23 protein-coding genes are annotated in these 22,972 nt (G+C 71.8%); 18 read left to right on the top strand and 5 right to left on the bottom strand.

From position 1 onward, the window contains the following. Window positions 1-86 precede the first annotated feature (86 nt). From ACIBBH_RS07640 to ACIBBH_RS07625, 4 genes are all read left to right on the top strand, one after another. Entirely contained in the window at window positions 87-1,679 is a 1,593-nt protein-coding gene (locus tag ACIBBH_RS07640) for an acyl-CoA carboxylase subunit beta (protein WP_399402980.1), read from the top strand. Window positions 1,680-1,703: 24 nt separating this feature from the next. Next, complete coding sequence (locus tag ACIBBH_RS07635) at window positions 1,704-1,913, top strand: acyl-CoA carboxylase epsilon subunit (protein ID WP_399402978.1); 210 nt, start codon at window positions 1,704-1,706, stop codon at window positions 1,911-1,913. Between the two features lie 102 nt (window positions 1,914-2,015). Further along, entirely contained in the window at window positions 2,016-2,144 is a 129-nt protein-coding gene (mmpB, locus tag ACIBBH_RS07630; RefSeq protein ID WP_399402976.1) for a morphogenic membrane protein MmpB, read from the top strand. A gap of 32 nt (window positions 2,145-2,176) precedes the next feature. Then, a complete protein-coding gene (locus tag ACIBBH_RS07625; RefSeq protein ID WP_399402974.1) occupies window positions 2,177-2,794 on the top strand; it encodes a Maf family protein in 618 nt (205 codons plus the stop codon). On the opposite strand, the gene ACIBBH_RS07620 is transcribed toward ACIBBH_RS07625, so the two are convergent. Further along, complete coding sequence (locus tag ACIBBH_RS07620; RefSeq protein WP_399402972.1) at window positions 2,766-3,320, bottom strand: hypothetical protein; 555 nt, start codon at window positions 3,318-3,320, stop codon at window positions 2,766-2,768. The genes ACIBBH_RS07625 and ACIBBH_RS07620 overlap by 29 nt on opposite strands. 366 nt (window positions 3,321-3,686) lie before the next feature. Between ACIBBH_RS07620 and ACIBBH_RS07615 the strand changes: the two genes are divergently transcribed. Continuing rightward, a complete protein-coding gene (locus ACIBBH_RS07615; RefSeq protein ID WP_399402970.1) occupies window positions 3,687-5,459 on the top strand; it encodes an acetyl/propionyl/methylcrotonyl-CoA carboxylase subunit alpha in 1,773 nt (590 codons plus the stop codon). Window positions 5,460-5,677: 218 nt separating this feature from the next. Then, on the top strand, window positions 5,678-6,223 hold the full coding sequence (locus ACIBBH_RS07610) for a TetR/AcrR family transcriptional regulator (protein ID WP_399403639.1): 546 nt from the start codon (window positions 5,678-5,680) through the stop codon (window positions 6,221-6,223). A gap of 497 nt (window positions 6,224-6,720) precedes the next feature. Here the strand turns inward: ACIBBH_RS07610 and ACIBBH_RS07605 are convergent, their stop codons facing one another. Beyond that, complete coding sequence (locus tag ACIBBH_RS07605) at window positions 6,721-7,641, bottom strand: DeoR/GlpR family DNA-binding transcription regulator (RefSeq protein ID WP_399403637.1); 921 nt, start codon at window positions 7,639-7,641, stop codon at window positions 6,721-6,723. Between the two features lie 202 nt (window positions 7,642-7,843). Then, window positions 7,844-9,292, bottom strand: a complete 1,449-nt coding sequence (locus ACIBBH_RS07600) for an NAD(P)H-quinone dehydrogenase (RefSeq protein WP_399402968.1) — start codon at window positions 9,290-9,292, stop codon at window positions 7,844-7,846. A gap of 105 nt (window positions 9,293-9,397) precedes the next feature. On the opposite strand from ACIBBH_RS07600, the gene ACIBBH_RS07595 reads away from it, so the two are divergent. The 3 genes from ACIBBH_RS07595 (at window position 9,398) to ACIBBH_RS07585 (ending at window position 12,753) form a co-directional block, all read left to right on the top strand. Further along, window positions 9,398-9,838: a gamma-glutamylcyclotransferase gene (locus ACIBBH_RS07595; protein ID WP_399402967.1), complete on the top strand. Its 441-nt coding sequence runs from the start codon at window positions 9,398-9,400 to the stop codon at window positions 9,836-9,838. A gap of 92 nt (window positions 9,839-9,930) precedes the next feature. Then, entirely contained in the window at window positions 9,931-10,755 is an 825-nt protein-coding gene (locus ACIBBH_RS07590; protein WP_399402965.1) for a purine-nucleoside phosphorylase, read from the top strand. A 366-nt stretch (window positions 10,756-11,121) separates the two neighbouring features. Then, entirely contained in the window at window positions 11,122-12,753 is a 1,632-nt protein-coding gene (locus ACIBBH_RS07585) for a phospho-sugar mutase (protein ID WP_399402963.1), read from the top strand. 248 nt (window positions 12,754-13,001) lie between these two features. On the opposite strand, the gene ACIBBH_RS07580 is transcribed toward ACIBBH_RS07585, so the two are convergent. Then, window positions 13,002-13,697, bottom strand: coding sequence for a PH domain-containing protein (locus ACIBBH_RS07580; RefSeq protein ID WP_399402961.1), 696 nt, complete (start codon window positions 13,695-13,697; stop codon window positions 13,002-13,004). Window positions 13,698-13,898: 201 nt separating this feature from the next. On the opposite strand from ACIBBH_RS07580, the gene deoC reads away from it, so the two are divergent. The 4 genes from deoC to ACIBBH_RS07560 all read left to right on the top strand — a co-directional run bounded on the left by deoC (window position 13,899) and on the right by ACIBBH_RS07560 (window position 18,019). After that, the gene (deoC, locus tag ACIBBH_RS07575; RefSeq protein WP_399402959.1) at window positions 13,899-14,861 is read left to right on the top strand and encodes a deoxyribose-phosphate aldolase; all 963 of its coding nucleotides are present in this window, start codon (window positions 13,899-13,901) and stop codon (window positions 14,859-14,861) included. A 5-nt stretch (window positions 14,862-14,866) separates the two neighbouring features. Next, window positions 14,867-16,306, top strand: coding sequence for an aldehyde dehydrogenase family protein (locus ACIBBH_RS07570; RefSeq protein ID WP_399402957.1), 1,440 nt, complete (start codon window positions 14,867-14,869; stop codon window positions 16,304-16,306). After that, window positions 16,296-17,201 (top strand): aldehyde dehydrogenase family protein, encoded by a 906-nt coding sequence (locus ACIBBH_RS07565; RefSeq protein ID WP_399402955.1) that lies wholly within the window; start codon window positions 16,296-16,298, stop codon window positions 17,199-17,201. The genes ACIBBH_RS07570 and ACIBBH_RS07565 overlap by 11 nt, the downstream gene beginning before the upstream one ends. Window positions 17,202-17,416: 215 nt before the next feature. Then, window positions 17,417-18,019 carry a uridine kinase gene (locus tag ACIBBH_RS07560; protein ID WP_399403635.1) on the top strand — a complete coding sequence of 201 codons (603 nt, stop codon included), beginning with the start codon at window positions 17,417-17,419 and terminating at the stop codon, window positions 18,017-18,019. A 145-nt stretch (window positions 18,020-18,164) separates the two neighbouring features. Here the strand turns inward: ACIBBH_RS07560 and ACIBBH_RS07555 are convergent, their stop codons facing one another. Continuing rightward, entirely contained in the window at window positions 18,165-18,941 is a 777-nt protein-coding gene (locus tag ACIBBH_RS07555; protein ID WP_399402953.1) for a SigE family RNA polymerase sigma factor, read from the bottom strand. 241 nt (window positions 18,942-19,182) lie between these two features. Between ACIBBH_RS07555 and afsQ1 the strand changes: the two genes are divergently transcribed. The 5 genes from afsQ1 (at window position 19,183) to ACIBBH_RS07530 (ending at window position 22,972) form a co-directional block, all read left to right on the top strand. Further along, complete coding sequence (gene afsQ1, locus ACIBBH_RS07550) at window positions 19,183-19,860, top strand: two-component system response regulator AfsQ1 (protein WP_263211969.1); 678 nt, start codon at window positions 19,183-19,185, stop codon at window positions 19,858-19,860. After that, complete coding sequence (locus tag ACIBBH_RS07545) at window positions 19,857-21,434, top strand: ATP-binding protein (RefSeq protein WP_399402951.1); 1,578 nt, start codon at window positions 19,857-19,859, stop codon at window positions 21,432-21,434. The genes afsQ1 and ACIBBH_RS07545 overlap by 4 nt, the downstream gene beginning before the upstream one ends. Further along, a complete protein-coding gene (locus tag ACIBBH_RS07540; RefSeq protein WP_399402949.1) occupies window positions 21,431-22,033 on the top strand; it encodes a hypothetical protein in 603 nt (200 codons plus the stop codon). Before ACIBBH_RS07545 ends, ACIBBH_RS07540 begins: the two co-directional genes overlap by 4 nt. Window positions 22,034-22,126: 93 nt before the next feature. Continuing rightward, on the top strand, window positions 22,127-22,678 hold the full coding sequence (locus ACIBBH_RS07535; RefSeq protein WP_399402947.1) for a VanZ family protein: 552 nt from the start codon (window positions 22,127-22,129) through the stop codon (window positions 22,676-22,678). A gap of 93 nt (window positions 22,679-22,771) precedes the next feature. Then, window positions 22,772-22,972 carry a PspC domain-containing protein gene (locus ACIBBH_RS07530; protein WP_399402945.1) on the top strand — a complete coding sequence of 67 codons (201 nt, stop codon included), beginning with the start codon at window positions 22,772-22,774 and terminating at the stop codon, window positions 22,970-22,972.

The raw sequence follows: 22,972 nt of genomic DNA, 5'->3' as shown, positions 1-22,972 counted from the left end.
CACCGCACTGCCGTTTGGTGGGCACCCCACTACGCTACGGATGAGTAACCGTCCCCCCTTTTGAGCAGGCAGGGAGCCGCATCCCGATGTCCGAGCCTGAAGAGATCGACACGCACACGACCGCGGGCAAGCTCGCGGATCTCCAGCGCCGTATCCAGGAAGCGACGCACGCCGGCTCGGAACGCGCCGTCGAAAAGCAGCACGCCAAGGGCAAGTTGACGGCCCGTGAGCGGGTCGAGCTGCTGCTGGACGAGGGTTCTTTCGTCGAGCTGGACGAGTTCGCCCGGCACCGGTCCACCAACTTCGGGCTGGAGAAGAACCGGCCCTACGGCGACGGCGTCGTCACCGGGTACGGCACGGTCGACGGCCGCCCCGTCGCCGTGTTCTCCCAGGACTTCACCGTCTTCGGCGGGGCCCTCGGCGAGGTCTACGGCCAGAAGATCGTCAAGGTGATGGACTTCGCGCTGAAGACCGGCTGCCCGGTCATCGGGATCAACGACTCCGGTGGGGCCCGCATCCAGGAGGGGGTCGCCTCCCTCGGCGCGTACGGCGAGATCTTCCGCCGCAACACCCACGCCTCCGGCGTGATCCCGCAGATCAGCCTGATCGTTGGCCCCTGCGCCGGCGGCGCGGTCTACTCCCCCGCCATCACCGACTTCACCGTCATGGTCGACCAGACCTCGCACATGTTCATCACCGGCCCGGACGTCATCAAGACCGTCACCGGCGAGGACGTCGGCTTCGAGGAGCTCGGCGGGGCGCGGACCCACAACACCGCCTCCGGCGTGGCCCACCACATGGCCGGGGACGAGAAGGACGCCATCGAGTACGTCAAGCAGCTGCTGTCGTACCTGCCGTCCAACAACCTCAGCGAGGCTCCGGTGTTCCCGGAGGAGGCGGACCTCACCGTCACCGACGAGGACCGCGAGCTGGACACCATCGTCCCGGACAGCGCGAACCAGCCGTACGACATGCACACGGTGATCGAGCACATCCTCGACGACGCCGAGTTCTTCGAGACGCAGCCGCTGTTCGCGCCGAACATCCTCACCGGCTTCGGCCGGGTGGAGGGCCACCCGGTGGGCATCGTCGCCAACCAGCCGATGCAGTTCGCGGGCTGCCTGGACATCGACGCCAGCGAGAAGGCCGCGCGGTTCGTGCGGACCTGCGACGCCTTCAACCTCCCGGTCATCACCTTCGTCGACGTGCCGGGCTTCCTGCCGGGCGTCGACCAGGAGCACACCGGCATCATCCGGCGCGGCGCCAAGCTGATCTACGCGTACGCGGAAGCCACCGTCCCGCTGATCACCGTCATCACCCGCAAGGCCTTCGGCGGGGCCTACGACGTCATGGGCTCCAAGCACCTGGGCGCCGACCTCAACCTGGCCTGGCCCACCGCCCAGATCGCCGTGATGGGCGCCCAGGGCGCGGTCAACATCCTGCACCGCCGCACCATCGCCGAGGCGGAGGCCGCCGGGGACGCCGAGGCCACCCGGGCGCGGCTGATCCAGGAGTACGAGGACGCCCTGCTCAACCCCTACGTCGCGGCCGAGCGCGGCTACATCGACGCGGTGATCATGCCGTCCGACACGCGCGGCCACGTGGTACGCGGCCTGCGTCAGCTGCGGACGAAGCGGGAATCCCTGCCTCCGAAGAAGCACGGCAACATCCCCCTGTAGGCCGCGGACCCCTTGGGAGCAGACATGACGATCAAGGTCGTACGGGGCAATCCGACTCCGGAGGAGCTGGCCGCCGCACTGGCGGTGGTGCGGGCCCGCGCCGCGGCGGCGGCAGGCACGCCGTCCGGCGCGGAAGGCCCGCGGGACTCCTGGGCCGACCCCGCCCGCATCGCCGCCCACCGGCTCCCCCAGCCGGGGCCGGCGGCATGGACCCGCACCTTCTGGCCGGGCTGAGGGTCACCCACGCAGGGCACCGCGGAGTGCGGCACAGCGCACCGCTCAACTTGAGTACGCGTACTCAGGCGCCTCCCCGGCGCCCCGCCGGACCATGGAGAGATGCTGTGGTCCGACCCGGAGAACGAGCCGCCAGAAGAACTGCGCGACACGCAGGAGATGCTGCGGCGGCTCGGCCTCCTCATGGCCCTGGCCATGTTCCTGGCGATGATCGTGATCGGCCTGAGGTGAGGACCGCGCACCGGCGTGGCTAATCTGACCGCATGACTGCCAAGCCGCGCCGCCGCCTCGTGCTCGCCTCCCAGTCCCCCGCCCGGCTCGGCCTGCTCCGGCAGGCCGGGCTGGATCCCGAGGTGATCGTGAGCGGGGTCGACGAGGACGCCGTCACCGCGCCCACCCCCGCCGAGCTGGCGCTGGCCCTGGCCGAGGCGAAGGCCTCGGTGGTGGCCGCCAGGCCGGAGGTGCAGGGCGCCCTGGTGATCGGCTGTGACTCGGTGCTGGAGCTGGACGGGCAGGCGCTGGGCAAGCCCGCGGACGCCGAGGAGGCCACCGCCCGCTGGAAGGCGATGCGCGGGCGGACCGGGACGCTCCAGACCGGGCACTGCGTGTGGGACACGGCGAGCAAGCGGTACGTGTCCGCCACCGCCTCCACCGTGGTCCGCTTCGGCGATCCGACCGACGAGGAGATCGCCGCGTACGTCGCCTCGGGCGAGCCGCTCTACGTCGCCGGGGCCTTCACCCTCGACGGCCGTTCGGCACCCTTCATCGAGGGCATCGACGGCGACCACGGCAACGTCATCGGCATCAGCCTGCCGCTGGTGCGGCGGCTGCTGGGTGAACTGGGCGTCGGCATCACGGAGTTGTGGGCGCCGGCGGAGTGACCGGGGCGGGGGGCACGTCGTCCTGCGGCTCGTGGGCGGGAGGGACGTCGTCCTGCGGCTGCGGGTCGCCGCCGGGGCCGCCGCCGTCGCCGGGCGTGCTCCCGGCCGCCGCTTGGACCTGGCCCTCCTGACGGTCGTACGTCATCAGGAGCAGTACGACCAGCCCGAGGACCACCACCATGAACAGGAACGCCGTCCAGCCCACCAGCCCCCAGGCGAACGCGCCCAGCAGCCCGTGCACCACCGCCACGCTGATCAGCAGGACGCGGCCGAGGCCGGCCGGGGCCCGGTCACGGACGGCGACCAGCAGCGTGACCAGGGCGCACAGCGCGAAGTAGAGGCCGAAGACCACGCCGCCGACCTTCGAGGACAGCGCCATCCTGTCCGGGTCGAGACCGGCCAGGGACATGTCCTGGCGGTCGACGACCACTCCGAGGAACCAGTTCAGCGCGGCGATGCCGAGTGCCTCGGCGAGGAGGATGACCGTCACGACCCACGCCACCGGTCTGCGCACCACCGGTCCCACCCACTTTCGACCTCAGCCCGAGCGGAGCTGCCGTTACCTGAAGTACGTTCAAGACATCGCGAACGCTACTAACGGGTAAACCCTGGGACAAGGGTCCGGCCGGAAGCAAAGAATCATTGGGCCATTCGTAGGGACTCGACAAAGAAACCGAGTGGGGCGCGGCACGCTCTCACAGAGACCTTGACCACACGACGGGACTAGGGTTTGCCGGTGAAGTCCTGTCGTACCGAGGTGCGACATGGGCTTTCGCGGGTCGAGCGAGCCTCGAATCACGCTCCGTGTGGGCAAGCTCACCATTGGGGACGGGTCGAAGTGCCGTGTCGGCAGTCCCTAAACTCGGCTTGTTTCAAGGAGGGAGCCTCAATCGTGCGCAAGGTGCTCATCGCCAACCGTGGCGAAATCGCTGTCCGCGTGGCCCGGGCCTGCCGGGACGCCGGGATCGCGAGCGTGGCCGTATACGCCGACCCGGACCGGGACGCTCTGCATGTCCGCGCCGCGGATGAGGCGTTCGCTCTGGGCGGTGACACCCCGGCCACCAGCTACCTCGATATCGAGAAGGTCCTCGGTGCCGCCCGTGAGTCCGGCGCCGACGCCATCCATCCGGGCTACGGCTTCTTGTCGGAGAACGCCGACTTCGCCCAGGCCGTCCTCGATGCGGGGCTGATCTGGATCGGCCCGCCCCCGCAGGCCATCCGCGACCTCGGCGACAAGGTGGCGGCCCGTCACATCGCCCAGCGCGCCGGTGCCCCCCTGGTGGCCGGCACCCCCGACCCGGTGAGCGGTGCGGAGGAGGTCGTCGCCTTCGCGCAGGAGCACGGGCTGCCGATCGCCATCAAGGCCGCGTTCGGTGGCGGCGGGCGCGGTCTGAAGGTGGCCCGGACGCTGGAAGAGGTCCCGGAGCTGTACGAGTCGGCGGTGCGCGAGGCCGTGGCGGCCTTCGGCCGGGGTGAGTGCTTCGTCGAGCGCTACCTCGACAAGCCCCGCCACGTCGAGACGCAGTGCCTGGCCGACCAGCACGGCAACGTGGTCGTGGTCTCCACCCGTGACTGCTCCCTCCAGCGGCGCCACCAGAAGCTGGTGGAGGAGGCCCCCGCGCCGTTCCTGAACGAGGCGCAGGTCGCGGAGCTGTACCGGGCGTCGAAGGCCATCCTGAAGGAGGCCGGGTACGTCGGTGCGGGCACCGTCGAGTTCCTGGTCGGGACGGACGGCACGATCTCCTTCCTGGAGGTCAACACCCGTCTGCAGGTCGAGCACCCGGTCACCGAGGAGGTCGCCGGCATCGACCTGGTCCGGGAGATGTTCCGTATCGCCGACGGCGAGGAGCTGGGGTACGACGACCCGGTGCTGCGCGGTCACTCGTTCGAGTTCCGGATCAACGGCGAGGACCCGGGCCGCAACTTCCTGCCCGCTCCCGGCACGGTGACCCGCTTCGACCCGCCGTCGGGTCCGGGCGTGCGCCTGGACGCGGGCGTGGAGTCCGGCTCGGTCATCGGCCCGGCGTGGGACTCGCTGCTGGCGAAGCTGATCGTCACCGGCCGCACCCGCAAGGAGGCGCTGGAGCGGGCCGCCCGTGCCCTGGAGGAGTTCCAGGTCGAGGGCATGGCCACCGCCATCCCCTTCCACCGCGCGGTCGTCAAGGACCCGGCGTTCGCCCCCGAACTGACCGGTTCCCCCGAGCCGTTCACGGTCCACACCCGGTGGATCGAGACCGAGTTCGTCAACGAGATCAAGCCCTTCACCGCGCCGGCCGACGCCGAGGCGGAGGAGGACGCCGGTCGTGAGACCGTCGTCGTGGAGGTCGGCGGCAAGCGGCTGGAGGTCTCCCTGCCGGCCTCGCTGGGCATGACGCTGGCCCGCACCGGTCTGGCCGCGGGCGCGAAGCCCAAGCGCCGGGCGGCGAAGAAGTCCGGCCCGGTCGCCTCGGGCGACACCCTGGCCTCCCCGATGCAGGGCACGATCGTGAAGGTCGCGGTCGAGGAGGGCCAGGAGGTCAAGGAGGGCGACCTGATCGTCGTACTCGAGGCCATGAAGATGGAGCAGCCGCTGAACGCGCACAAGGCGGGCACGGTCAAGGGCCTCAGCGCGGAGATCGGCGCGTCCATCAGCTCCGGTTCCGCGATCTGCGAGATCAAGGACTGATTCCCAGCAGGGATACGGGACTCCGGGCGCCCGGCGGACGAAGCACTCGTCCGCCGGGCGCCTCGCCTTTGCGGCCCGATGGCATCCTGGAGGCGAGTCCGGGGTGAGAGAGAGCGGGTGGAGGGCGGGTGGAGGCCATGGCGGGCACGACCGCACAGGAGACTGCCCGGGCTGCCCGGGCCGGGGGCACGGCGGCGTCGCCCGTCGTCCCGCGTGCCATGCGCGCCGACGCGCGGCGCAACCACGAGCGGCTGCTCGCCGAGGCCCGCGCCGCGTTCGCCGCGCACGGTACGGACGCCTCGCTGGAGGACGTGGCCCGTCGGGCGGGCGTCGGCATCGGCACGCTCTACCGGCACTTCCCGAACCGGCAGGCGCTGATGAGCGCGGTCTTCGAGGACGCGGTCAGCGAACTCCTCGAGCGCGCCCGGGAACTCCGGCAGGCCCCCGAGCCGTGCTCCGCCCTGGTGACCTGGCTGCGCGAGATGGTCACGCACGCCGGCGAGTACCGCGGCCTGGCGCGGGCGCTGATGTCGGTCTCCGCCGAGTCCGGTTCGGCACTGGCCCGGTGCAGCGCCCCGATCCGCGAGGCGGGCGGCACGCTGCTCGCCCGCGCCCAGGAGTCGGGCGCCGTGCGGGCGGACGTCTCGATCGGCGACCTCCTCCAACTGACCCACGCGATCGCCCTGGCGGCGGAGGAGTCCCCGGACGACCCGGACCTGGCGGACCGCTTGCTGCGGCTGACCCTCCGGGGGCTGAAGGGTTAGGGGTGTCCGGGGGTCAGGGGGCAGCCGCCACGCGCGAGCTCGGGCACGCGGGCGTCAGGCGTCGGCAGGAGCACGGGCATGCGCGACGGCGGGGACGCGGGCCTCTTCGGCGGCAGGGAGACGCCACGGTCGCACGGCACGCCAGAGGCGCGGCCTCCAGGGCGGCGGAGGTACGCCCCTCACCGAGCGGCGGGCAAGCAGACCCACGGCGGCACCGGCGCGTGGGCCGCAGGCAGCGGCACCGAGGCACAGCCATCACACGGCAGGCCCTCAGAGGCGTCCCTCATGCGGTGACACAGGGAGCCCGGGCCTGACGCGGCGGCGGAGACGGAGCCCCCAGGGGACGCAGACACCCGGCCCTCCCGCAGTGGCGGGTCGTCGCACGGCAACCCGTGTCCGGCGTCCACCACCGGCGACGCAAGGGCGCGGCCCGCGCGGCGGCACCGGCATCCGGCCCATACCGGCGACACGCAGACTCGCCCCTCCCCGCGGGGCGGTCAGCGGCGGCGCAGGTCTGCCACGCGAGGGCGGTCCGGGGCCGTCGGCTGTTCGGTCCCCAGGACGGTGGCCGAGCGCAGGCCGGTGCCGGGGACCTGGCCGCGGCGGGGGCCGGGGAGGGGCACGTCCCGGCGCTGCTGGCGCGCCGGACCCTGGTCACCCCCCGGGCTTCCCGACGCCCCGGCCACCGCGATCTGCACCCCTTGGTCGGCGAGGGCCTGGAGTTCGGTGGCGGCACGGTCGTCGTGGCCAGGAGGCTCGTCGGTGACCAGACGGGTGATGAGGTCCGTGGGGACCGTCTGGAACATCGTGTCCGTGCCCAGCTTGGTGTGGTCGGCGAGGACCACGACCTCCGCGGCCGCCTGGACCAGGGCGCGGTCGACGGACGCCGAGAGCATGTTGGACGTGGACAGGCCCCGCTCGGCGGTCAGACCGCTCCCCGAGAGGAACGCCTTCGACACTCTCAGCCCTTGCAGGGACTGCTCGGCGCCGGAGCCGACCAGGGCGTAGTTGGAGCCGCGCAGGGTGCCGCCGGTCATCACCACCTCCACGCGGTTGGCATGCGCCAACGCCTGGGCGACGAGGAGGGAGTTGGTGACGACGGTCAGGCCGGGGACCCTGGCGAGCCGGCGGGCCAGCTCCTGCGTGGTGGTCCCCGCCCCCACCACGATGGCCTCGCCCTCTTCGACGAGTCCCGCGGCGAGATCGGCGATGGCCGTCTTCTCGGCGGTCGCGAGATGGGACTTCTGCGGAAAGCCGGACTCCCGCGTGAACCCGCCCGGCAGTACCGCACCGCCGTGCCGGCGGTCGAGGAGTCCTTCTGCCTCCAGTGCCCGCACGTCCCGCCGTACGGTCACTTCGGAGGTCTGGACGACGCGGGCGAGCTCACGGAGCGACACGGCCCCGTTGGCTCGCACCATTTCGAGGATCAATTGGCGACGTTCTGCAGCGAACACGAAACTGACAGTAACGCGGGCGACCGTCTGCTTTCAGCAGTTTGCGCCGAATAACAGAAGTTGTTCGCACGGCAGGGCGGGAAGTGGTATAGGGCCTATCCGTCCCGCCTATGCCGCACGCATGGGCGGCAACTCCCCGTGACCAGCGGGGAGTCCGATCCGGCCGTCACGCCTCCCCGGTCGCCTTCCGGGTGTGCAACTGCCGTGCCACTTCGGCGATCGAGCCCGAAAGGGACGGGTACACGGTGAAGGCGTTCGCGATCTGCTCGACCGTCAGATTGTTGTCGACGGCGATCGAGATCGGGTGGATGAGTTCCGAGGCGCGCGGCGCCACGACCACACCGCCGACCACGATTCCGGTGCCCGGCCGGCAGAAGATCTTCACGAAGCCGTCGCGGATGCCCTGCATCTTCGCCCGCGGGTTGCGCAGCAGGGGGAGCTTGACGACCCGGGCGTCGATCTTGCCGGCGTCGACGTCGGCCTGGGTGTAGCCGACGGTGGCGATCTCGGGGTCGGTGAAGACGTTCGACGAGACCGTCTTGAGGTTCAGCGGGGTCACCGCGTCGCCGAGGAAGTGGTACATGGCGATACGTCCCTGCATCGCGGCGACGGACGCGAGCGCGAAGATGCCGGTGACGTCGCCGGCCGCGTACACGCCGGGCGCGCTGGTCCGGGAGACCCGGTCGGTCCAGATGTGTCCGGAGTCACGCAGCCGCACGCCCGCCTCCTCCAGACCGAGCCCCGCGCTGTTCGGGACGGCGCCGACGGCCATGAGGCAGTGCGAACCGGTGATGACGCGGCCGTCGGCGAGGGTGACCTCGACCCGGTCGCCGACGCGCTTTGCGGACTGGGCGCGGGAGCGGGCCATCACGTTCATGCCGCGGCGGCGGAAGACGTCCTCCAGGACGGCGGCGGCGTCCGGGTCCTCGCCGGGCAGCACGCGGTCGCGGGAGGAGACGAGGGTGACCTTGGAGCCGAGCGCCTGGTAGGCGCCGGCGAACTCGGCGCCCGTGACACCGGAGCCGACCACGATGAGCTCGTCGGGGAGCTCGGTGAGGTCGTAGACCTGGGTCCAGTTGAGGATGCGCTCGCCGTCGGGCTGGGCGTCGGGCAGCTCGCGCGGGTGACCGCCGGTGGCGATGAGGACCGCGTCGGCGACGAGGGTCTCCTCGGTGCCGTCGGCGGCGCGGACGACGACCTTGCGGGAGCCGTCGAGGGCCTGCATGCCCTCCAGCCGGCCGCGGCCGCGCATGACCCGGGCGCCGGCGCGCGTCACGGCCGCGGTGATGTCGTGGGACTGGGCGAGGGCGAGCCGCTTGACGCGCCGGTTGACCTTGTCGAGGTCGACCCCGACGACGCGGGCCGCCTGCTCCAGGGGCGGCGTGTCGTCGGCGACGATGATGCCCAGTTCCTCGTACGACGAGTCGAAGGTGGTCATCACCTCGGCCGTGGCGATAAGGGTCTTCGACGGCACACAGTCGGTCAGCACCGACGCTCCGCCCAGACCGTCGCAGTCGACGACGGTCACCTCCGCGCCGAGCTGGGCGGCCACCAGGGCCGCCTCGTATCCGCCGGGTCCGCCACCGATGATCACGATCCGAGTCACGTACTCCATTGTCCCGCACGCTTCAAAGTGCTTCCGCCCGGGGGCGCTGCCTTGCTTCCGAGGTTACTTCCGGGGTGGCAGGGGCGGGAGTTTCCACTGCCGTACCCTCGACCCATGTCGTCGCTCTATGCCGCGTACGCCGGCAATCTCGACGCGCGCCTGATGTCCCGCCGCGCCCCGCACTCGCCGCTGCGCGCCACCGGCTGGCTGAACGGGTGGCGGCTGACCTTCGGCGGTGAGCAGCTGGGCTGGGAGGGCGCGCTGGCGACGCTCGTCGAGGACCCCCTCTCGCAGGTCTTCGTCGCGCTGTACGACATCGCGCCGATGGACGAGGAGTCCATGGACCGCTGGGAGGGCGTCGGCCTCGGCATCTACCGGCGGATGCGGCTGCGGGTGCACACGCTGGACGGGTCGGAACCTGCGTGGGCGTACGTGCTGAACGGGTACGAGGGCGGGTTGCCGTCGGCGCGCTACCTGGGCGAGATCGCGGACGCGGCGGAGTCGGCGGGGGCACCGCACGACTATGTGATGGAGCTGCGGAAGCGGCCCTGCTGAGCGCGGCTTGCCGGAAACGACAAGACAACGATCGCCTTCCCGTGAGCTCCGTCATCTACGCGCGTAGGCCCGGAGCGGCTACCCTCGTCGGCGTGAACGCATCTCTTCTTCCGGACGACATCCAGGGCGACCCCTACGCCGCCGCCGACACGGCCGCCGCGCGCCTGCGCGAGCTCACGGGCGCCGAGACCCACGACGTCGCCCTCGTGATGGGCTCCGGCTGGGCGCCGGCCGTCGACGCTCTGGGCGCTCCCGACGCGGAGTTCCGGGTCACCGAGCTGCCCGGGTTCCCGGCGCCGGCCGTCGAGGGGCACGGGGGCAAGGTCCGCTCGTACGTCATCGGCGACAAGCGCGCGCTGGTCTTCCTGGGGCGTACGCACTACTACGAGGGCCGTGGTGTCGCCGCCGTGGCGCACGGCGTACGTACGGCGGTGGCCGCGGGCTGCAAGACCGTGGTGCTGACCAACGGGTGCGGTGGGCTGCGGCAGGGCATGCGGCCCGGGCAGCCGGTGCTGATCAGCGACCACATCAACCTGACGGCGACCTCGCCGATCGTCGGGGCGAACTTCGTGGACCTGACCGATCTGTACTCGCCTCGGCTGCGGACGCTGTGCAAGGAGATCGACCCCTCGCTGGAGGAGGGCGTCTACGCGCAGTTCCCCGGGCCGCACTACGAGACGCCGGCCGAGATCCGGATGGCCCGGGTGATCGGGGCGGACCTCGTGGGCATGTCGACCGTGCTGGAGGCCATCGCGGCGCGGGAGGCCGGGGCGGAGGTGCTCGGGATCTCGCTGGTGACGAATCTCGCCGCGGGGATGACCGGGGAGCCGCTGAACCATGAGGAGGTCCTGCAGGCGGGGCGGGATTCCGCGGCGCGGATGGGAACGCTGCTCGCGCGCGTGCTGGGCCGGCTGTAGTCCCCCCGGGCCGGGGAACCGGCCCGGACTTGGCCAGGGGCTCCGCCCCTGGACCCCGTTCGCCCACCCCCACCCGACTCGGTAGGCCAAGAGGTGGCCCCCTGGGGCTCCGCCCCGGACCCGGCGGGAACTGCGTCCCCTGCACCCCTCGCGGAGCTCCGCCCCTGCACCCCGGGGGTTTGGTCCCTGCAACCGGCGGGGCTCCGCGCCTGCGCCCCGCCTCTCAGCCCCAGTCGGCCCGATCCGGCCCGGCCGGCGCTTGAGGACGAGGCCGTTCAGGCTGAAGCGGGAGGCTGGGGGCGGCAGCCCCGGTGCGGGCACAGCACCACCCGGCACCCAGAAACACGAACGAGAGGTTGACCCGACGTGCACGACGATCTCATCGCACGGGCCAAGGCGTGGCTGGCCGAGGACCCCGACGTGGAGACCCGTGAGGAACTCGCCGAGCTGATCGACGCCGGGGACGTCACAGAGCTCGCCGCGCGGTTCGGCGGGACGCTCCAGTTCGGTACCGCGGGGCTGCGGGGCGAGCTGGGGGCGGGGCCGATGCGGATGAACCGGGCCGTGGTCATCCGGGCCGCCGCCGGGCTCGCGGCGTATCTGAGGAAGAAGGGGCAGAGCGACGGGGTCGTCGTCATCGGCTACGACGCCCGGCACAAGTCCGAGGACTTCGCCCGGGACACGGCCGCCGTGATGACGGGCGCGGGGCTGCGCGCGGCCGTACTGCCCCGCCCGCTGCCGACGCCCGTCCTGGCCTTCGCCATAAGGCACCTGGGCGCGGTCGCCGGCGTGGAGGTCACCGCCAGCCACAACCCGCCCCGGGACAACGGCTACAAGGTGTACCTGGGTGACGGTTCCCAGATCGTGCCGCCCGCCGACGCGGAGATCGCCGCCGAGATCGACGCGATCGCCTCCCTCAATGACGTTCCGCGGCCCGACTCCGGCTGGGAGACCCTGGACGACTCCGTCCTCGACGCCTACCTCGCCCGTACCGACGCCGTTCTCGCCGAGGACTCCCCGCGTACCGCCCGTGCCGTCTACACGGCGATGCACGGCGTCGGCAAGGACGTGCTGCTGGCCGCGTTCGCCCGGGCCGGGTTCCCGGAGCCCGTGCTGGTCGCCGAGCAGGCCGAGCCCGACCCGGACTTCCCGACCGTGGCCTTCCCCAACCCGGAGGAGCCGGGCGCGATGGACCTGGCCTTCGCGAAGGCCCGGGAGACCGACCCCGATCTGGTCATCGCCAACGACCCGGACGCCGACCGGTGCGCCGTGGCCGTCAAGGACGGCGGCGAGTGGCGCATGCTGCGCGGTGACGAGGTGGGCGCCCTGCTCGCCGCCCACCTGGTCCGGCGGGGGGCCACCGGTACCTTCGCCGAGTCCATCGTGTCCTCCTCGCTCCTCGGGCGGATCGCCGAGAAGGCGGCGCTGCCGTACGAGGAGACCCTCACCGGCTTCAAGTGGATCGCCCGGGTGGAGGGGCTGCGGTACGGGTACGAGGAGGCCCTGGGCTACTGCGTCGACCCGGACGGCGTACGGGACAAGGACGGCATCACCGCCGCCCTCCTCGTCACCGAGCTGGCCTCCGAGCTGAAGGAGCAGGGGCGCACCCTCCTCGACCTGCTCGACGACCTCGCCGTGGAGCACGGCCTGCACGCCACCGACCAGCTCTCGGTCCGGGTGCAGGACCTGACGCTCATCTCCGGCGCCATGCGGCGGCTCCGCGAGCAGCCGCCGACCGAGCTCGCCGGGCTGGCCGTCATCCGGTCCGAGGACCTCACGCGGGGCACCGGCAAGCTGCCGCCCACCGACGGCCTGCGGTACACCCTCGACGGTGCCCGGGTCATCGTCCGGCCCAGCGGCACCGAGCCGAAGCTGAAGTGCTACCTGGAGGTCGTCGTGCCGGTCACCGCGCACACCGAGCTGCCGGCCGCCCGCGCCCGCGCTGCCGAACTGCTCACGGCCGTCAAGCGCGACCTCTCGGCGGCCGCCGGCATCTGAGCCGTATGTCTGAGACGTACTGAAGTCGCGCCGAGGGGGCGCCCCCGTCACCAGGGGCGCCCCCTTCGGTGATTCGGCTGCGGCAGCAGGGCGGGCGCCGTCGTGCCGAGGACGTGGGGCCAGGGGCCGGACTCGCCCAGAACAGGCGGTACCCCGTGCCACGGCCTCGTGGGCGCTCAGGCGGAGCTCCTGGTACGCCGCCCCGCGCTCGGCCGCGCGCTTCTCGCCGGCGGGCCGTCGGCGGTCCGTCAGCCCACGGCGAGCAGGATCGCCAGCAGCACCGCCCCGGCCACCGCGGGTGCCACGATCTCGTACGCCCAGCGGACCGTGACCTCGCCCTGTGCCGGCTCCGCCTGCTCCCGGCTGCCCAGCAGCTCGCGCAGGTCGTCCATGATCTGGTCGGTCTCCGCGCGGGTCGGGCCGTCCGACGCGGCGGAACTCCGCAGGCCGCCGCCGAGTCCGCCGCCGAGCCCCCCGCCCAGCCGGCTCGGTCTGCCGCCCGTGCGCGCCTCCGCCTCGGCGCGGGCCTGTCTCCGGGTGGCCTTCTTGCGGGCGCGCAGCGAGACGGGGATGGCCCACAGCTGGTACTTGGTGCCGGACTTGGCGACGGCCTCGTTCGAGTAGCCGGAGCGCAGCGAGACGATCTCACCCCAGGGCAGGGTGATCACGCGGAAGGGGTTGCGCACGCGCAGTCGGTCGTCGTTGGCGAAGACGGCCGGGCGCAGGGTGAAGGCGACCACCAGCGGCACGATCAGGAGGAGCCCGGCCAGCGCCAGCCACGGGGTGCGGCCGTGCCCCTTGACCAGCGCGTCGATGCCGAGCCACCCGACGATGCCGAGCAGCAGGACACCGCCCGCGAGCGCGGCCGGCGAGCGGTAGATCCGGTCCTGGGCGGCGCGCACCGGGGGCTGCGGCGCGGGTGACTGGTGGTCGGGGGTCGTCATGGTCCCGATTGTGCCCGACGCCACCGACAGCACTCGTGCGAGGTGTTCGTACGAGGTGTTCGTTACCCGGGGTTCGTTACCAGGGGTTCGTGCGCGGTGCTCCTGCGTGGTGCCGTACGCGCTCGTCGGAGCGCCGGAGCGCGGGACGAGCACCCAGGGGTGTACAGCCGCTACGCGCGTAGATATGCTCGGCTGGTGACCATGCCCAGTACTGCACCCGCTGCACCCGCTGCTCTCGCTGACGTCACCGCGTCCGACAGCACGCTGCGCCGCTTCCTCCACGGACTGCCCGGCGTCGACGCGGTCGGCCTGGAGGCGCGCGCCGCCTCGCTCGGCACCCGTTCCATCAAGACCACCGCGAAGGCGTACGCCATCGACCTCGCCATCTCGATGGTCGACCTGACGACGCTGGAAGGCGCGGACACCCCGGGCAAGGTCCGGGCGCTCGGCGCCAAGGCGGTCCACCCCGACCCGACCGACCGTACGGCCCCCGCGACCGCGGCCGTCTGCGTGTACCCCGACATGGTGGCCACCGCCAAGGAGGCCGTCGCCGGCTCGGGCGTGAAGGTCGCCTCGGTCGCCACCGCCTTCCCGGCGGGCCGCGCGGCCCTCGACGTGAAGCTGGCCGACGTCCGCGAGGCCGTGGCCGCGGGCGCCGACGAGATCGACATGGTCATCGACCGCGGGGCGTTCCTCGCGGGCAAGTACCTGAAGGTGTACGACGAGATCGTCGCCGTGAAGGAGGCCTGCGGGACCTCCGCCCGCCTGAAGGTCATCTTCGAGACCGGTGAGCTGTCGACGTACGACAACATCCGGCGCGCGAGCTGGCTCGGCATGCTGGCCGGGGCCGACTTCATCAAGACGTCCACCGGCAAGGTCGCCGTCAACGCCACCCCCGCGAACACCCTGCTGATGCTGGAGGCCGTGCGCGACTTCCGCGCCCAGACCGGGGTACAGGTCGGCGTGAAGCCGGCCGGCGGCATCCGCACCACCAAGGACGCCGTCAAGTTCCTCGTCCTCGTCAACGAGACGGTCGGCGGGGACTGGCTGGACAACCACTGGTTCCGCTTCGGCGCCTCCTCGCTGCTGAACGACTTGCTGATGCAGCGTCAGAAGCTGGCCACCGGCCGCTACTCCGGCCCCGACTACGTGACGGTGGACTGATCACCATGGCTTCCGCATTCGCATACGCACCCGCGCCCGAGTCCCGCGCGATCGTCGACATCGCGCCCTCGTACGGCCTGTTCATCGACGGCGAGTTCACCGAGGCGGCCGACGGCAAGGTCTTCAAGACGGTGTCCCCGGCCACCGAGGAGGTCCTCTCCGAGGTCGCGCAGGCCGGTTCCGACGACGTCGACCGCGCCGTCCGGGCCGCCCGCAAGGCCTTCGGGAAGTGGTCGGTACTGCCCGGCTCGGAGCGGGCCAAGTACCTGTTCCGCATCGCCCGCATCATCCAGGAGCGCAGCCGCGAGCTGGCCGTCCTGGAGACGCTGGACAACGGCAAGCCCATCAAGGAGACCCGGGACGCCGACCTGCCCCTGGTCGCCGCGCACTTCTTCTACTACGCGGGCTGGGCCGACAAGCTGGAGCACGCCGGTTTCGGCGCGAACCCCCGGCCGCTGGGCGTCGCGGGCCAGGTCATCCCCTGGAACTTCCCGCTGCTGATGCTGGCCTGGAAGATCGCCCCGGCGCTGGCGACCGGCAACACGGTCGTCCTGAAGCCCGCGGAGACCACGCCCCTCTCGGCGCTGTTCTTCGCGGACATCTGCCGCCAGGCGGGCCTGCCCAAGGGTGTCGTCAACATCCTTCCGGGATACGGCGACGCGGGCGCCGCACTCGTCGCGCACCCGGACGTCGACAAGGTGGCCTTCACCGGCTCCACCGCCGTCGGCAAGGAGATCGCCCGCACGGTCGCCGGCACCCGCAAGAAGCTCACCCTCGAACTCGGCGGCAAGGGCGCCAACATCGTCTTCGACGACGCGCCCATCGACCAGGCCGTCGAGGGCATCGTGAACGGCATCTTCTTCAACCAGGGCCAGGTCTGCTGCGCGGGCTCGCGCCTGCTGGTGCAGGAGTCGGTCCACGACGAGCTCCTCGACTCCCTCAAGCGCAGGCTCTCCACCCTCCGCCTGGGCGACCCGCTCGACAAGAACACCGACATCGGCGCGATCAACTCCGCCGAGCAGCTGGCCCGGATCACCGCGCTCGCCGAGCGGGGTGAGGCGGAGGGCGCCGAGCGCTGGTCGCCCGCCTGCGAGCTGCCGGCGTCCGGCTACTGGTTCGCGCCGACGCTCTTCACCAACGTCACTCAGGCGCACACCATCGCCCGCGACGAGATCTTCGGCCCGGTGCTGTCGGTGCTGACCTTCCGCACGCCGGAGGAGGCCGTCGCCAAGGCCAACAACACGCCGTACGGCCTGTCGGCGGGCATCTGGACGGAGAAGGGCTCCCGCATCCTGGCCGTCGCGAACAAACTCCGCGCCGGCGTCGTCTGGTCCAACACGTTCAACAAGTTCGACCCGGCCTCGCCGTTCGGCGGTTACAAGGAGTCGGGCTTCGGCCGCGAGGGCGGCCGCCACGGCCTGGAGGCGTACCTTGATGTCCGATAAGTCCGAAACGATCGACCGTCTGTCGGTCTTCAAGACCTACAAGCTGTACGTCGGCGGGAAGTTCCCGCGTTCCGAGAGCGGCCGGGTGTACGAGGTGAGCGACTCGAAGGGCAAGTGGCTGGCGAACGCGCCCCTCTCCTCCCGCAAGGACGCCCGTGACGCCGTGGTCGCCGCACGCAAAGCGTTCGGCGGATGGTCCGGCGCGACGGCGTACAACCGCGGCCAGATCCTCTACCGCGTCGCCGAGATGCTGGAGGGCCGCCGGGAGCAGTTCGTGCGCGAGGTCGCCGACGCCGAGGGCCTGTCGAAGTCGAAGGCCGCCGCCCAGGTGGACGCGGCGATCGACCGCTGGGTCTGGTACGCGGGCTGGACCGACAAGATCGCCCAGGTGGTCGGTGGCGGGAACCCGGTCGCGGGCCCGTTCTTCAACCTTTCCTCGCCCGAACCGACGGGCGTGGTCGCCGTACTGGCGCCCCAGGAGTCGTCCTTCCTGGGCCTGGTCTCCGTCATCGCCCCGGTGATCGCCACCGGCAACACGGCGGTCGTGATCGCCTCCGAGAAGGCCCCGCTGCCCGCCCTGTCCCTGGGCGAGGTGCTGGCCACCTCCGATCTGCCCGGCGGCGTGGTCAACGTCCTCTCCGGCCGCACGGCGGAGATCACGGCGCCGCTCGCCGCACACCAGGACGTCAACGCGATCGACCTCGCGGGCGCCGACGAGGCGCTGGCGAAGGAACTGGAGATCGCGGCGGCGGACAACCTCAAGCGCGTTCTTCGCCCACAGCCTGTGGACAACTGGTCGGCGACTCCGGGGACCGACCGCATGACGGCGTTCCTGGAGACCAAGACGGTCTGGCACCCGACGGGGTCGCTGGGCGCGTCCGGCTCGTCGTACTGACGGCCGCCGAAGACGGGAGCCGCGCTTCCCCTCCGTCCGGGGGAGGCGCGGCTCTCCTCGTCCGGGCCTTGCCATGCACGGGGTCATTCGATCGTCACGAAGGGTCGTCGAGGTGTGATGCGCGCTCCAAAGCCGGTCCGCGGGGTCGGCAGGGGGCGCGCCATGCGTCAAACTGGTGTTCCGTGAGCATTCATCCCCCGCCCCCCGCCCGTGTCGTGCTGCTGTGCGGCCCCTCGGGCTCGGGCAAGTCACTCGTCGCCGCCCGTTCCGGGCTGCCCGTCCTGCGCCTCGACGACTTCTACAAGGAGGGCGACGACCCGACGCTGCCACTGGTGGACGGGAGTTCGGACATCGACTGGGACCATCCGCTGTCGTGGGACGCGGACGTCGCGGTCGAGGCCATCACCCGGCTGTGCGCCACGGGGTCGACGCCCGTGCCGGTGTACGACATCGCGCTGAGTGCCCGTACCGGCGACGAGACGCTGCGCATCGGCCGCACTCCGCTGTTCATCGCGGAGGGCATCTTCGCCGCCGAGATCGTCGAGCGCTGCCGTGAACTCGGGGTGCTCGCGGACGCGCTGTGCCTGACCCGCGGCCCGGTCACCACCTTCCGGCGGCGCTTCCTGCGGGACCTGAAGGAGGGCCGCAAGTCCGTGCCGTTCCTGCTGCGGCGCGGCTGGCGGCTGATGCGCGCGGAGCGGTCGATCGTCGCGCGACAGGTCTCGCTGGGCGCCCATCCCTGCGACCGGGACGAGGCGCTGAGCCGGCTGGCGGCAGCGGCGGCGGGGCGGCGGCCCCGGGCCCGTACGGCGGCCTGACGAAGGACGTACACGCAAAAAAGCGGGACTGGACGGACCCCCCGGTCCTCCAGTCCCGCACTCCGTCCACGTCCCCCGTGACGGAGCTCCCCCCCCGATTCCCCCGTGCTCCCCCCCGGGTGGTACTCCCCCGTCCCCCCAACCCTCAGGCGACAAGCTCCCCGAAGGCGTACTCCTCGTCACGGCCGAAGCTGAGGACCTCGTCCTCGCGCAGCCGGCGGAGCGACCGCCAGATGCTGGACTTGACCGTGCCGACACTGATGTCGAGGATCTCCGCGATCTCCGGGTCCGTGCGGCCCTCGTAGTAGCGCAGGACCAGCATGGTGCGCTGGAGTTCGGGCAGCCGGGCCAGCGCCTGCCACAGGACCGCGCGCAGCTCGGTGCCGCGCATGGCGTCCGTGTCGCCGGGCGTCTCCGGCAGTTCCTCGGTCGGGTACTCGTTGAGCTTGCGGCGCCGCCAGGCGCTGATGTGCAGGTTGGTCATCGTGCGGCGGAGGTATCCGCCGACCGCCGCCTTGTCACTGATCCGGTCCCAGGCCTTGTACGTCGAGAACAGCGCGCTCTGCAGCAGGTCCTCGGCCTCGAAGCGGTCGCCGGTGAGGTGGTAGGCGGTGGCGTACAGGGAGGCGCGGCGCTCCTGGACGTAGGCGGTGAACGCCGCTTCGGCATCCACGGTCTCCGTCAGCGGGCGCCGCTCCCCCGGGGCCTCCCCGTACGCGGCTCCCCCGTGCGTCTCCCCCGTGAAGGTGTCGACCACCGTTATGCAGGGCTGACGCTCCTGCGGTGCGGAACCGGTGTGCTGACGTCCGGTGCCGCGAGCGCACCCCCGCCCGCTCACGGCACCGGACTTCTCGGAACCCCGGTGCACGTCGTGCAGGCGCGTGACCACTGCGCTGGTGCTGGTGCCGTGCAGCGTGTTCATCTCGCGCCCCCCGTCGTGGACTTCCGGTGTTCGTCTCGCTCAGGCCGCTCTTCCTTGCCTGTGCCGAAAAGCTTGCCGGGGGGACTTCATGGCCGTGTCCGCCGACTGTCACAGAGCTGTCACAGGGGTCGGCCACACGGTCGTCACAGAACGCGCACAGGTGATCGCGGTGCGGGTCGCCCGCAGACCGCCCGCGCCCACAGGTCGTACGACACCCCCTCCATGGGCCAGAATGAGGCCCGTGCCTTCCCTGTTGCTGATCGAGGACGACGACGCCATCCGTACGGCCCTGGAGCTGTCTCTTACGCGCCAGGGACACCGGGTTGCCACCGCTGCCACCGGTGAGGACGGTCTGAAGCTGCTGCGCGAGCAGCGGCCGGACCTGATCGTGCTGGATGTGATGCTGCCCGGCATCGACGGGTTCGAGGTGTGCCGGCGCATCCGGCGCACGGACCAGCTGCCGATCATCCTGCTGACCGCGCGCAGCGACGACATCGACGTGGTCGTCGGGCTGGAGTCGGGGGCGGACGACTACGTCGTCAAGCCCGTGCAGGGGCGGGTGCTCGACGCCCGGATCCGGGCGGTGCTGCGGCGCGGGGAGCGGGAGTCCAGCGACTCGGCGACCTTCGGCAGCCTCGTCATCGACCGTTCGGCGATGACCGTGACGAAGAACGGCGAGGACCTGCAGCTGACACCGACCGAGCTCAGGCTGCTGCTGGAGCTGAGCCGGCGGCCGGGGCAGGCGCTGTCCCGGCAGCAGTTGCTGCGGCTGGTGTGGGAGCACGACTACCTGGGTGACTCGCGTCTGGTGGACGCCTGTGTGCAGCGGCTGCGCGCCAAGGTCGAGGACGTGCCGTCGTCCCCGACGCTGATCCGTACCGTGCGCGGTGTCGGCTACCGGCTGGACACTCCTCAGTGACCGACGTGCGAGGGGGGTTCCGTGGCTGGTCCGCGGGTCGCAAGGGGGCCGTTTCCCGGCTGCGTTTCACCAGTCTGCGGCTGCGACTGGTCCTGGTCTTCGCGCTGGTCGCCCTGACCGCCGCCGTATCGGCGTCGGGCATCGCGTACTGGCTCAACCGGGAGGCGGTGCTCACCCGCGCCCAGGACGCGGTGCTGCGCGACTTCCAGCAGGAGATGCAGAACCGGGCCGGCGCGCTGCCCGTGCATCCCACCCAGGACGAACTGCAGCGCGCCGCCGGTCAGATGGCCAACAGCAGCCAGCGTTTCAGCGTGCTGCTGGTCGCCACGGACGCGAGCGGCAAGACGGTGTACGGCAACTCCGGCGGCCTGAACGGATTCGCGCTGGAGGACGTGCCGGGGTCGCTGCGGACCGCGGTGAACAAGCGGCAGAAGGTGACCGACGGCAACAAGTCGGCGTACCACCTGTACTGGCAGCGGGTCGTCGACCACGGCACCCCGTATCTGGTGGCCGGTACGAAGATGATCGGCGGCGGCCCGGCCGGGTACATGGTCAAGTCGCTGGAGCCGGAGGCCAAGGACCTCAACTCGCTTGCCTGGTCGCTGGGTATCGCCACCGGGCTGGCGCTGATCGGCTCGGCGCTGCTCGCACAGGCCGCCGCGACGACGGTGCTGAAGCCGGTGCACCGCCTCGGCGTGGCCGCCCGGCGGCTCGGCGAGGGCAAGCTGGACACCCGGCTGAGGGTCTCCGGCACCGATGAACTCGCCGACCTGTCGCGGACGTTCAACAACGCGGCCGAGGCGCTGGAGAAGCGGGTCGCGGACATGGCCGCGCGGGACGACGCGTCCCGGCGGTTCGTGGCCGACATGTCCCACGAGCTGCGCACGCCGCTGACCGCCATCACCGCCGTGACGGAGGTACTGGAGGAGGAGCTGGAGTCGGAGGCCGGGGGCATCGACCCGATGATCGAGCCCGCCGTACGGCTCGTCGTCAGCGAGACCCGGCGGCTGAACGACCTCGTCGAGAACCTGATGGAGGTCACCCGCTTCGACGCGGGCACCGCCCGGCTGGTCCTGGACGACGTCGACCTCGCCGACCAGATCACCGCCTGCATCGACGCCCGCGCGTGGCTGGACGCCGTCGAGCTGGACGCCGAGCGCGGCATCCACGCCCGCCTCGACCCGCGCCGCCTGGACGTCATACTCGCCAACCTGATCGGCAACGCGCTCAAGCACGGCGGGTCGCCGGTGCGGGTGTCGGTGCGCATAGACGGCGACGACCTGGTCATCGCGGTGCGCGACCACGGGCCCGGCATCCCCGAGGACGTCCTGCCGCACGTCTTCGACCGCTTCTACAAGGCAAGTGCGTCGCGGCCGCGCTCGGAGGGCAGCGGCCTCGGCCTGTCCATCGCGATGGAGAACGCCCACATCCACGGCGGCGGGATCACCGCCGCCAACTCGCCCGAGGGCGGCGCCGTCTTCACCCTGCGGCTGCCGCGCGACGCCTCGGCGCTGACGGAGGAGAACGACGGCAAGGGCGGCAAGACCGACGGCTCCAAGGAAGAGGCGTCATGAACGCACGACGCCTGCTGGTGATACCCGCCCTCGCCGCGCTGCTCACCGGCTGCGGGATCCGGGCCACGGAGGTGCCGACGGACTTCGGCGCGGCGCCCTCCCGGGTGCCGTGCTCGCTGACCGAGCAGGACCTGACGACGCAGTCCTCGCACGGGGTGCCCGTGCAGGTGTTCCTGCTGTGCGGCTCGTCGCTGGTCACCGTCGACCGGTCGGTGCGCGTCCCGGACGGCACGGCGGACGCCAAGCGGCGGGTGATCGTGGCCCAGGGGCTGCTGGACCAGCTCGCCGAGACCCCGTCGGCCAGCGAGAAGGAGGCGGGCTACACGACGTACGTGCGCGGCGGGATGAGCGTGAGCGGGCCGCGCCCGAAGGACCCCGAGGACACCCTCCGGCTGAGCACCGCGCCGGACCGGCTCACCTCGTACGCCCTCGCCCAGATCGTGTGCACGTTCTCCGACTCGGCGGCGGCCGAGGGGGACGGTTCGGTGATCCTGGGCGGGCCGGGGAGCGCGCCGCTGCGCCGGTACGAGTGCACCGACGACGTACGGTCCCGGCCGGGCAGCAGCGAGCCGCCGTCCAGTGAGGTGACGGCCGGCTGACACGCCGGCCAACGCCGGGTGTGCCGCGGGCCTCACCCACGCGCGTGTGACGGATCCGGAACCGATCGTGCACGCGGGCGCGTCTAGGGGGGCGTGCAGCGTCAAGGCTCCATCGGCGGCAGCGCCGAGATCCGCATCCGTGCGACAGGGGGTGCCCTCCTGGTCGCACACCTCGCGCTCGTCGCCTGGCTCATGCTGCGGCCCCTGGACGTCCCCTGGGTGATGCCCGCCAACCTGCGCCCGCTGGCCGGGATCCGGGCCGACCTGGCGCTCGGCTGGCCTCAGGCGGCCCGGCGGATCGGTGAGGGCCTCGCGCTGCTGGCGCCGCTGGGTGTGCTGCTGCCGATGGCGCACGGCCGGCTCGCCGTCTCCCCGCTCGCCTCCCTCGTTCGTACGGCGACGACGGGCGCCCTGATCTCGCTGGGCATCGCGCTGCTGCAGACGGGTGTGCCCGGCCGGGTCGTGGACGTGGACTCCCTGCTGCTGAACACGGCCGGCGTGGCGCTGGCCCACCTCGCCGTCGTCCCGGCGGGCCGGTCCTGGCTCCGCCGCAGGGGCGAGCGCGTCCGCCGTGCGGCGCCTCCGCAGGAGGAGGCCTCTCAGGGTCGGACCCCGACGATTCCCAGGGTCGGGATCGCACCGTAGAGCGACGCTTCGTCCCCTTCGTCTCCGTACCGTGGATGTCAGATGAGGCAGCCGGCCGGGAGGCCTCGGAAGACGCTCACGAAGGAGCCGGACATGACCGCCCTCGCCCGTCCCGCCAACGGCCGCATGATCGGCGGAGTGTGCGCAGCGCTGGCGCGGCGCTTCGGCACGTCCGCGACGACGATGCGGGTGATCTTTGTGCTCTCCTGCCTGCTGCCGGGTCCGCAGTTCCTGCTGTACATAGCGCTGTGGATCCTGCTGCCCTCGGAGGAGAAGGCACGCACGGCCTGGTGA

The organism is Streptomyces sp. NPDC051636 (genome assembly GCF_044453765.1).
Classification (GTDB): Bacteria; Actinomycetota; Actinomycetes; order Streptomycetales; family Streptomycetaceae; genus Streptomyces.
Note: the sequence above shows the minus strand (reverse complement) of the source record. Positions and strands in the feature narration are given on the sequence as shown.

Bases quoted from the DNA above. Each gene is read 5' to 3' on its own strand.
- ACIBBH_RS07640 (WP_399402980.1), top strand. From the start codon at position 87: ATGTCCGAGCCTGAAGAGATCGACACGCACACGACCGCGGGCAAGCTC.
- ACIBBH_RS07635 (WP_399402978.1), top strand. From the start codon at position 1,704: ATGACGATCAAGGTCGTACGGGGCAATCCGACTCCGGAGGAGCTGGCC.
- mmpB (WP_399402976.1), top strand. From the start codon at position 2,016: ATGCTGTGGTCCGACCCGGAGAACGAGCCGCCAGAAGAACTGCGCGAC.
- ACIBBH_RS07625 (WP_399402974.1), top strand. From the start codon at position 2,177: ATGACTGCCAAGCCGCGCCGCCGCCTCGTGCTCGCCTCCCAGTCCCCC.
- ACIBBH_RS07610 (WP_399403639.1), top strand. From the start codon at position 5,678: ATGCGCGCCGACGCGCGGCGCAACCACGAGCGGCTGCTCGCCGAGGCC.
- ACIBBH_RS07605 (WP_399403637.1), bottom strand. From the start codon at position 7,641: ATGGTGCGAGCCAACGGGGCCGTGTCGCTCCGTGAGCTCGCCCGCGTC.
- ACIBBH_RS07600 (WP_399402968.1), bottom strand. From the start codon at position 9,292: ATGGAGTACGTGACTCGGATCGTGATCATCGGTGGCGGACCCGGCGGA.
- ACIBBH_RS07595 (WP_399402967.1), top strand. From the start codon at position 9,398: ATGTCGTCGCTCTATGCCGCGTACGCCGGCAATCTCGACGCGCGCCTG.
- ACIBBH_RS07580 (WP_399402961.1), bottom strand. From the start codon at position 13,697: ATGACGACCCCCGACCACCAGTCACCCGCGCCGCAGCCCCCGGTGCGC.
- deoC (WP_399402959.1), top strand. From the start codon at position 13,899: ATGCCCAGTACTGCACCCGCTGCACCCGCTGCTCTCGCTGACGTCACC.
- ACIBBH_RS07570 (WP_399402957.1), top strand. From the start codon at position 14,867: ATGGCTTCCGCATTCGCATACGCACCCGCGCCCGAGTCCCGCGCGATC.
- ACIBBH_RS07565 (WP_399402955.1), top strand. From the start codon at position 16,296: ATGTCCGATAAGTCCGAAACGATCGACCGTCTGTCGGTCTTCAAGACC.
- ACIBBH_RS07555 (WP_399402953.1), bottom strand. From the start codon at position 18,941: ATGAACACGCTGCACGGCACCAGCACCAGCGCAGTGGTCACGCGCCTG.
- ACIBBH_RS07540 (WP_399402949.1), top strand. From the start codon at position 21,431: ATGAACGCACGACGCCTGCTGGTGATACCCGCCCTCGCCGCGCTGCTC.
- ACIBBH_RS07530 (WP_399402945.1), top strand. From the start codon at position 22,772: ATGACCGCCCTCGCCCGTCCCGCCAACGGCCGCATGATCGGCGGAGTG.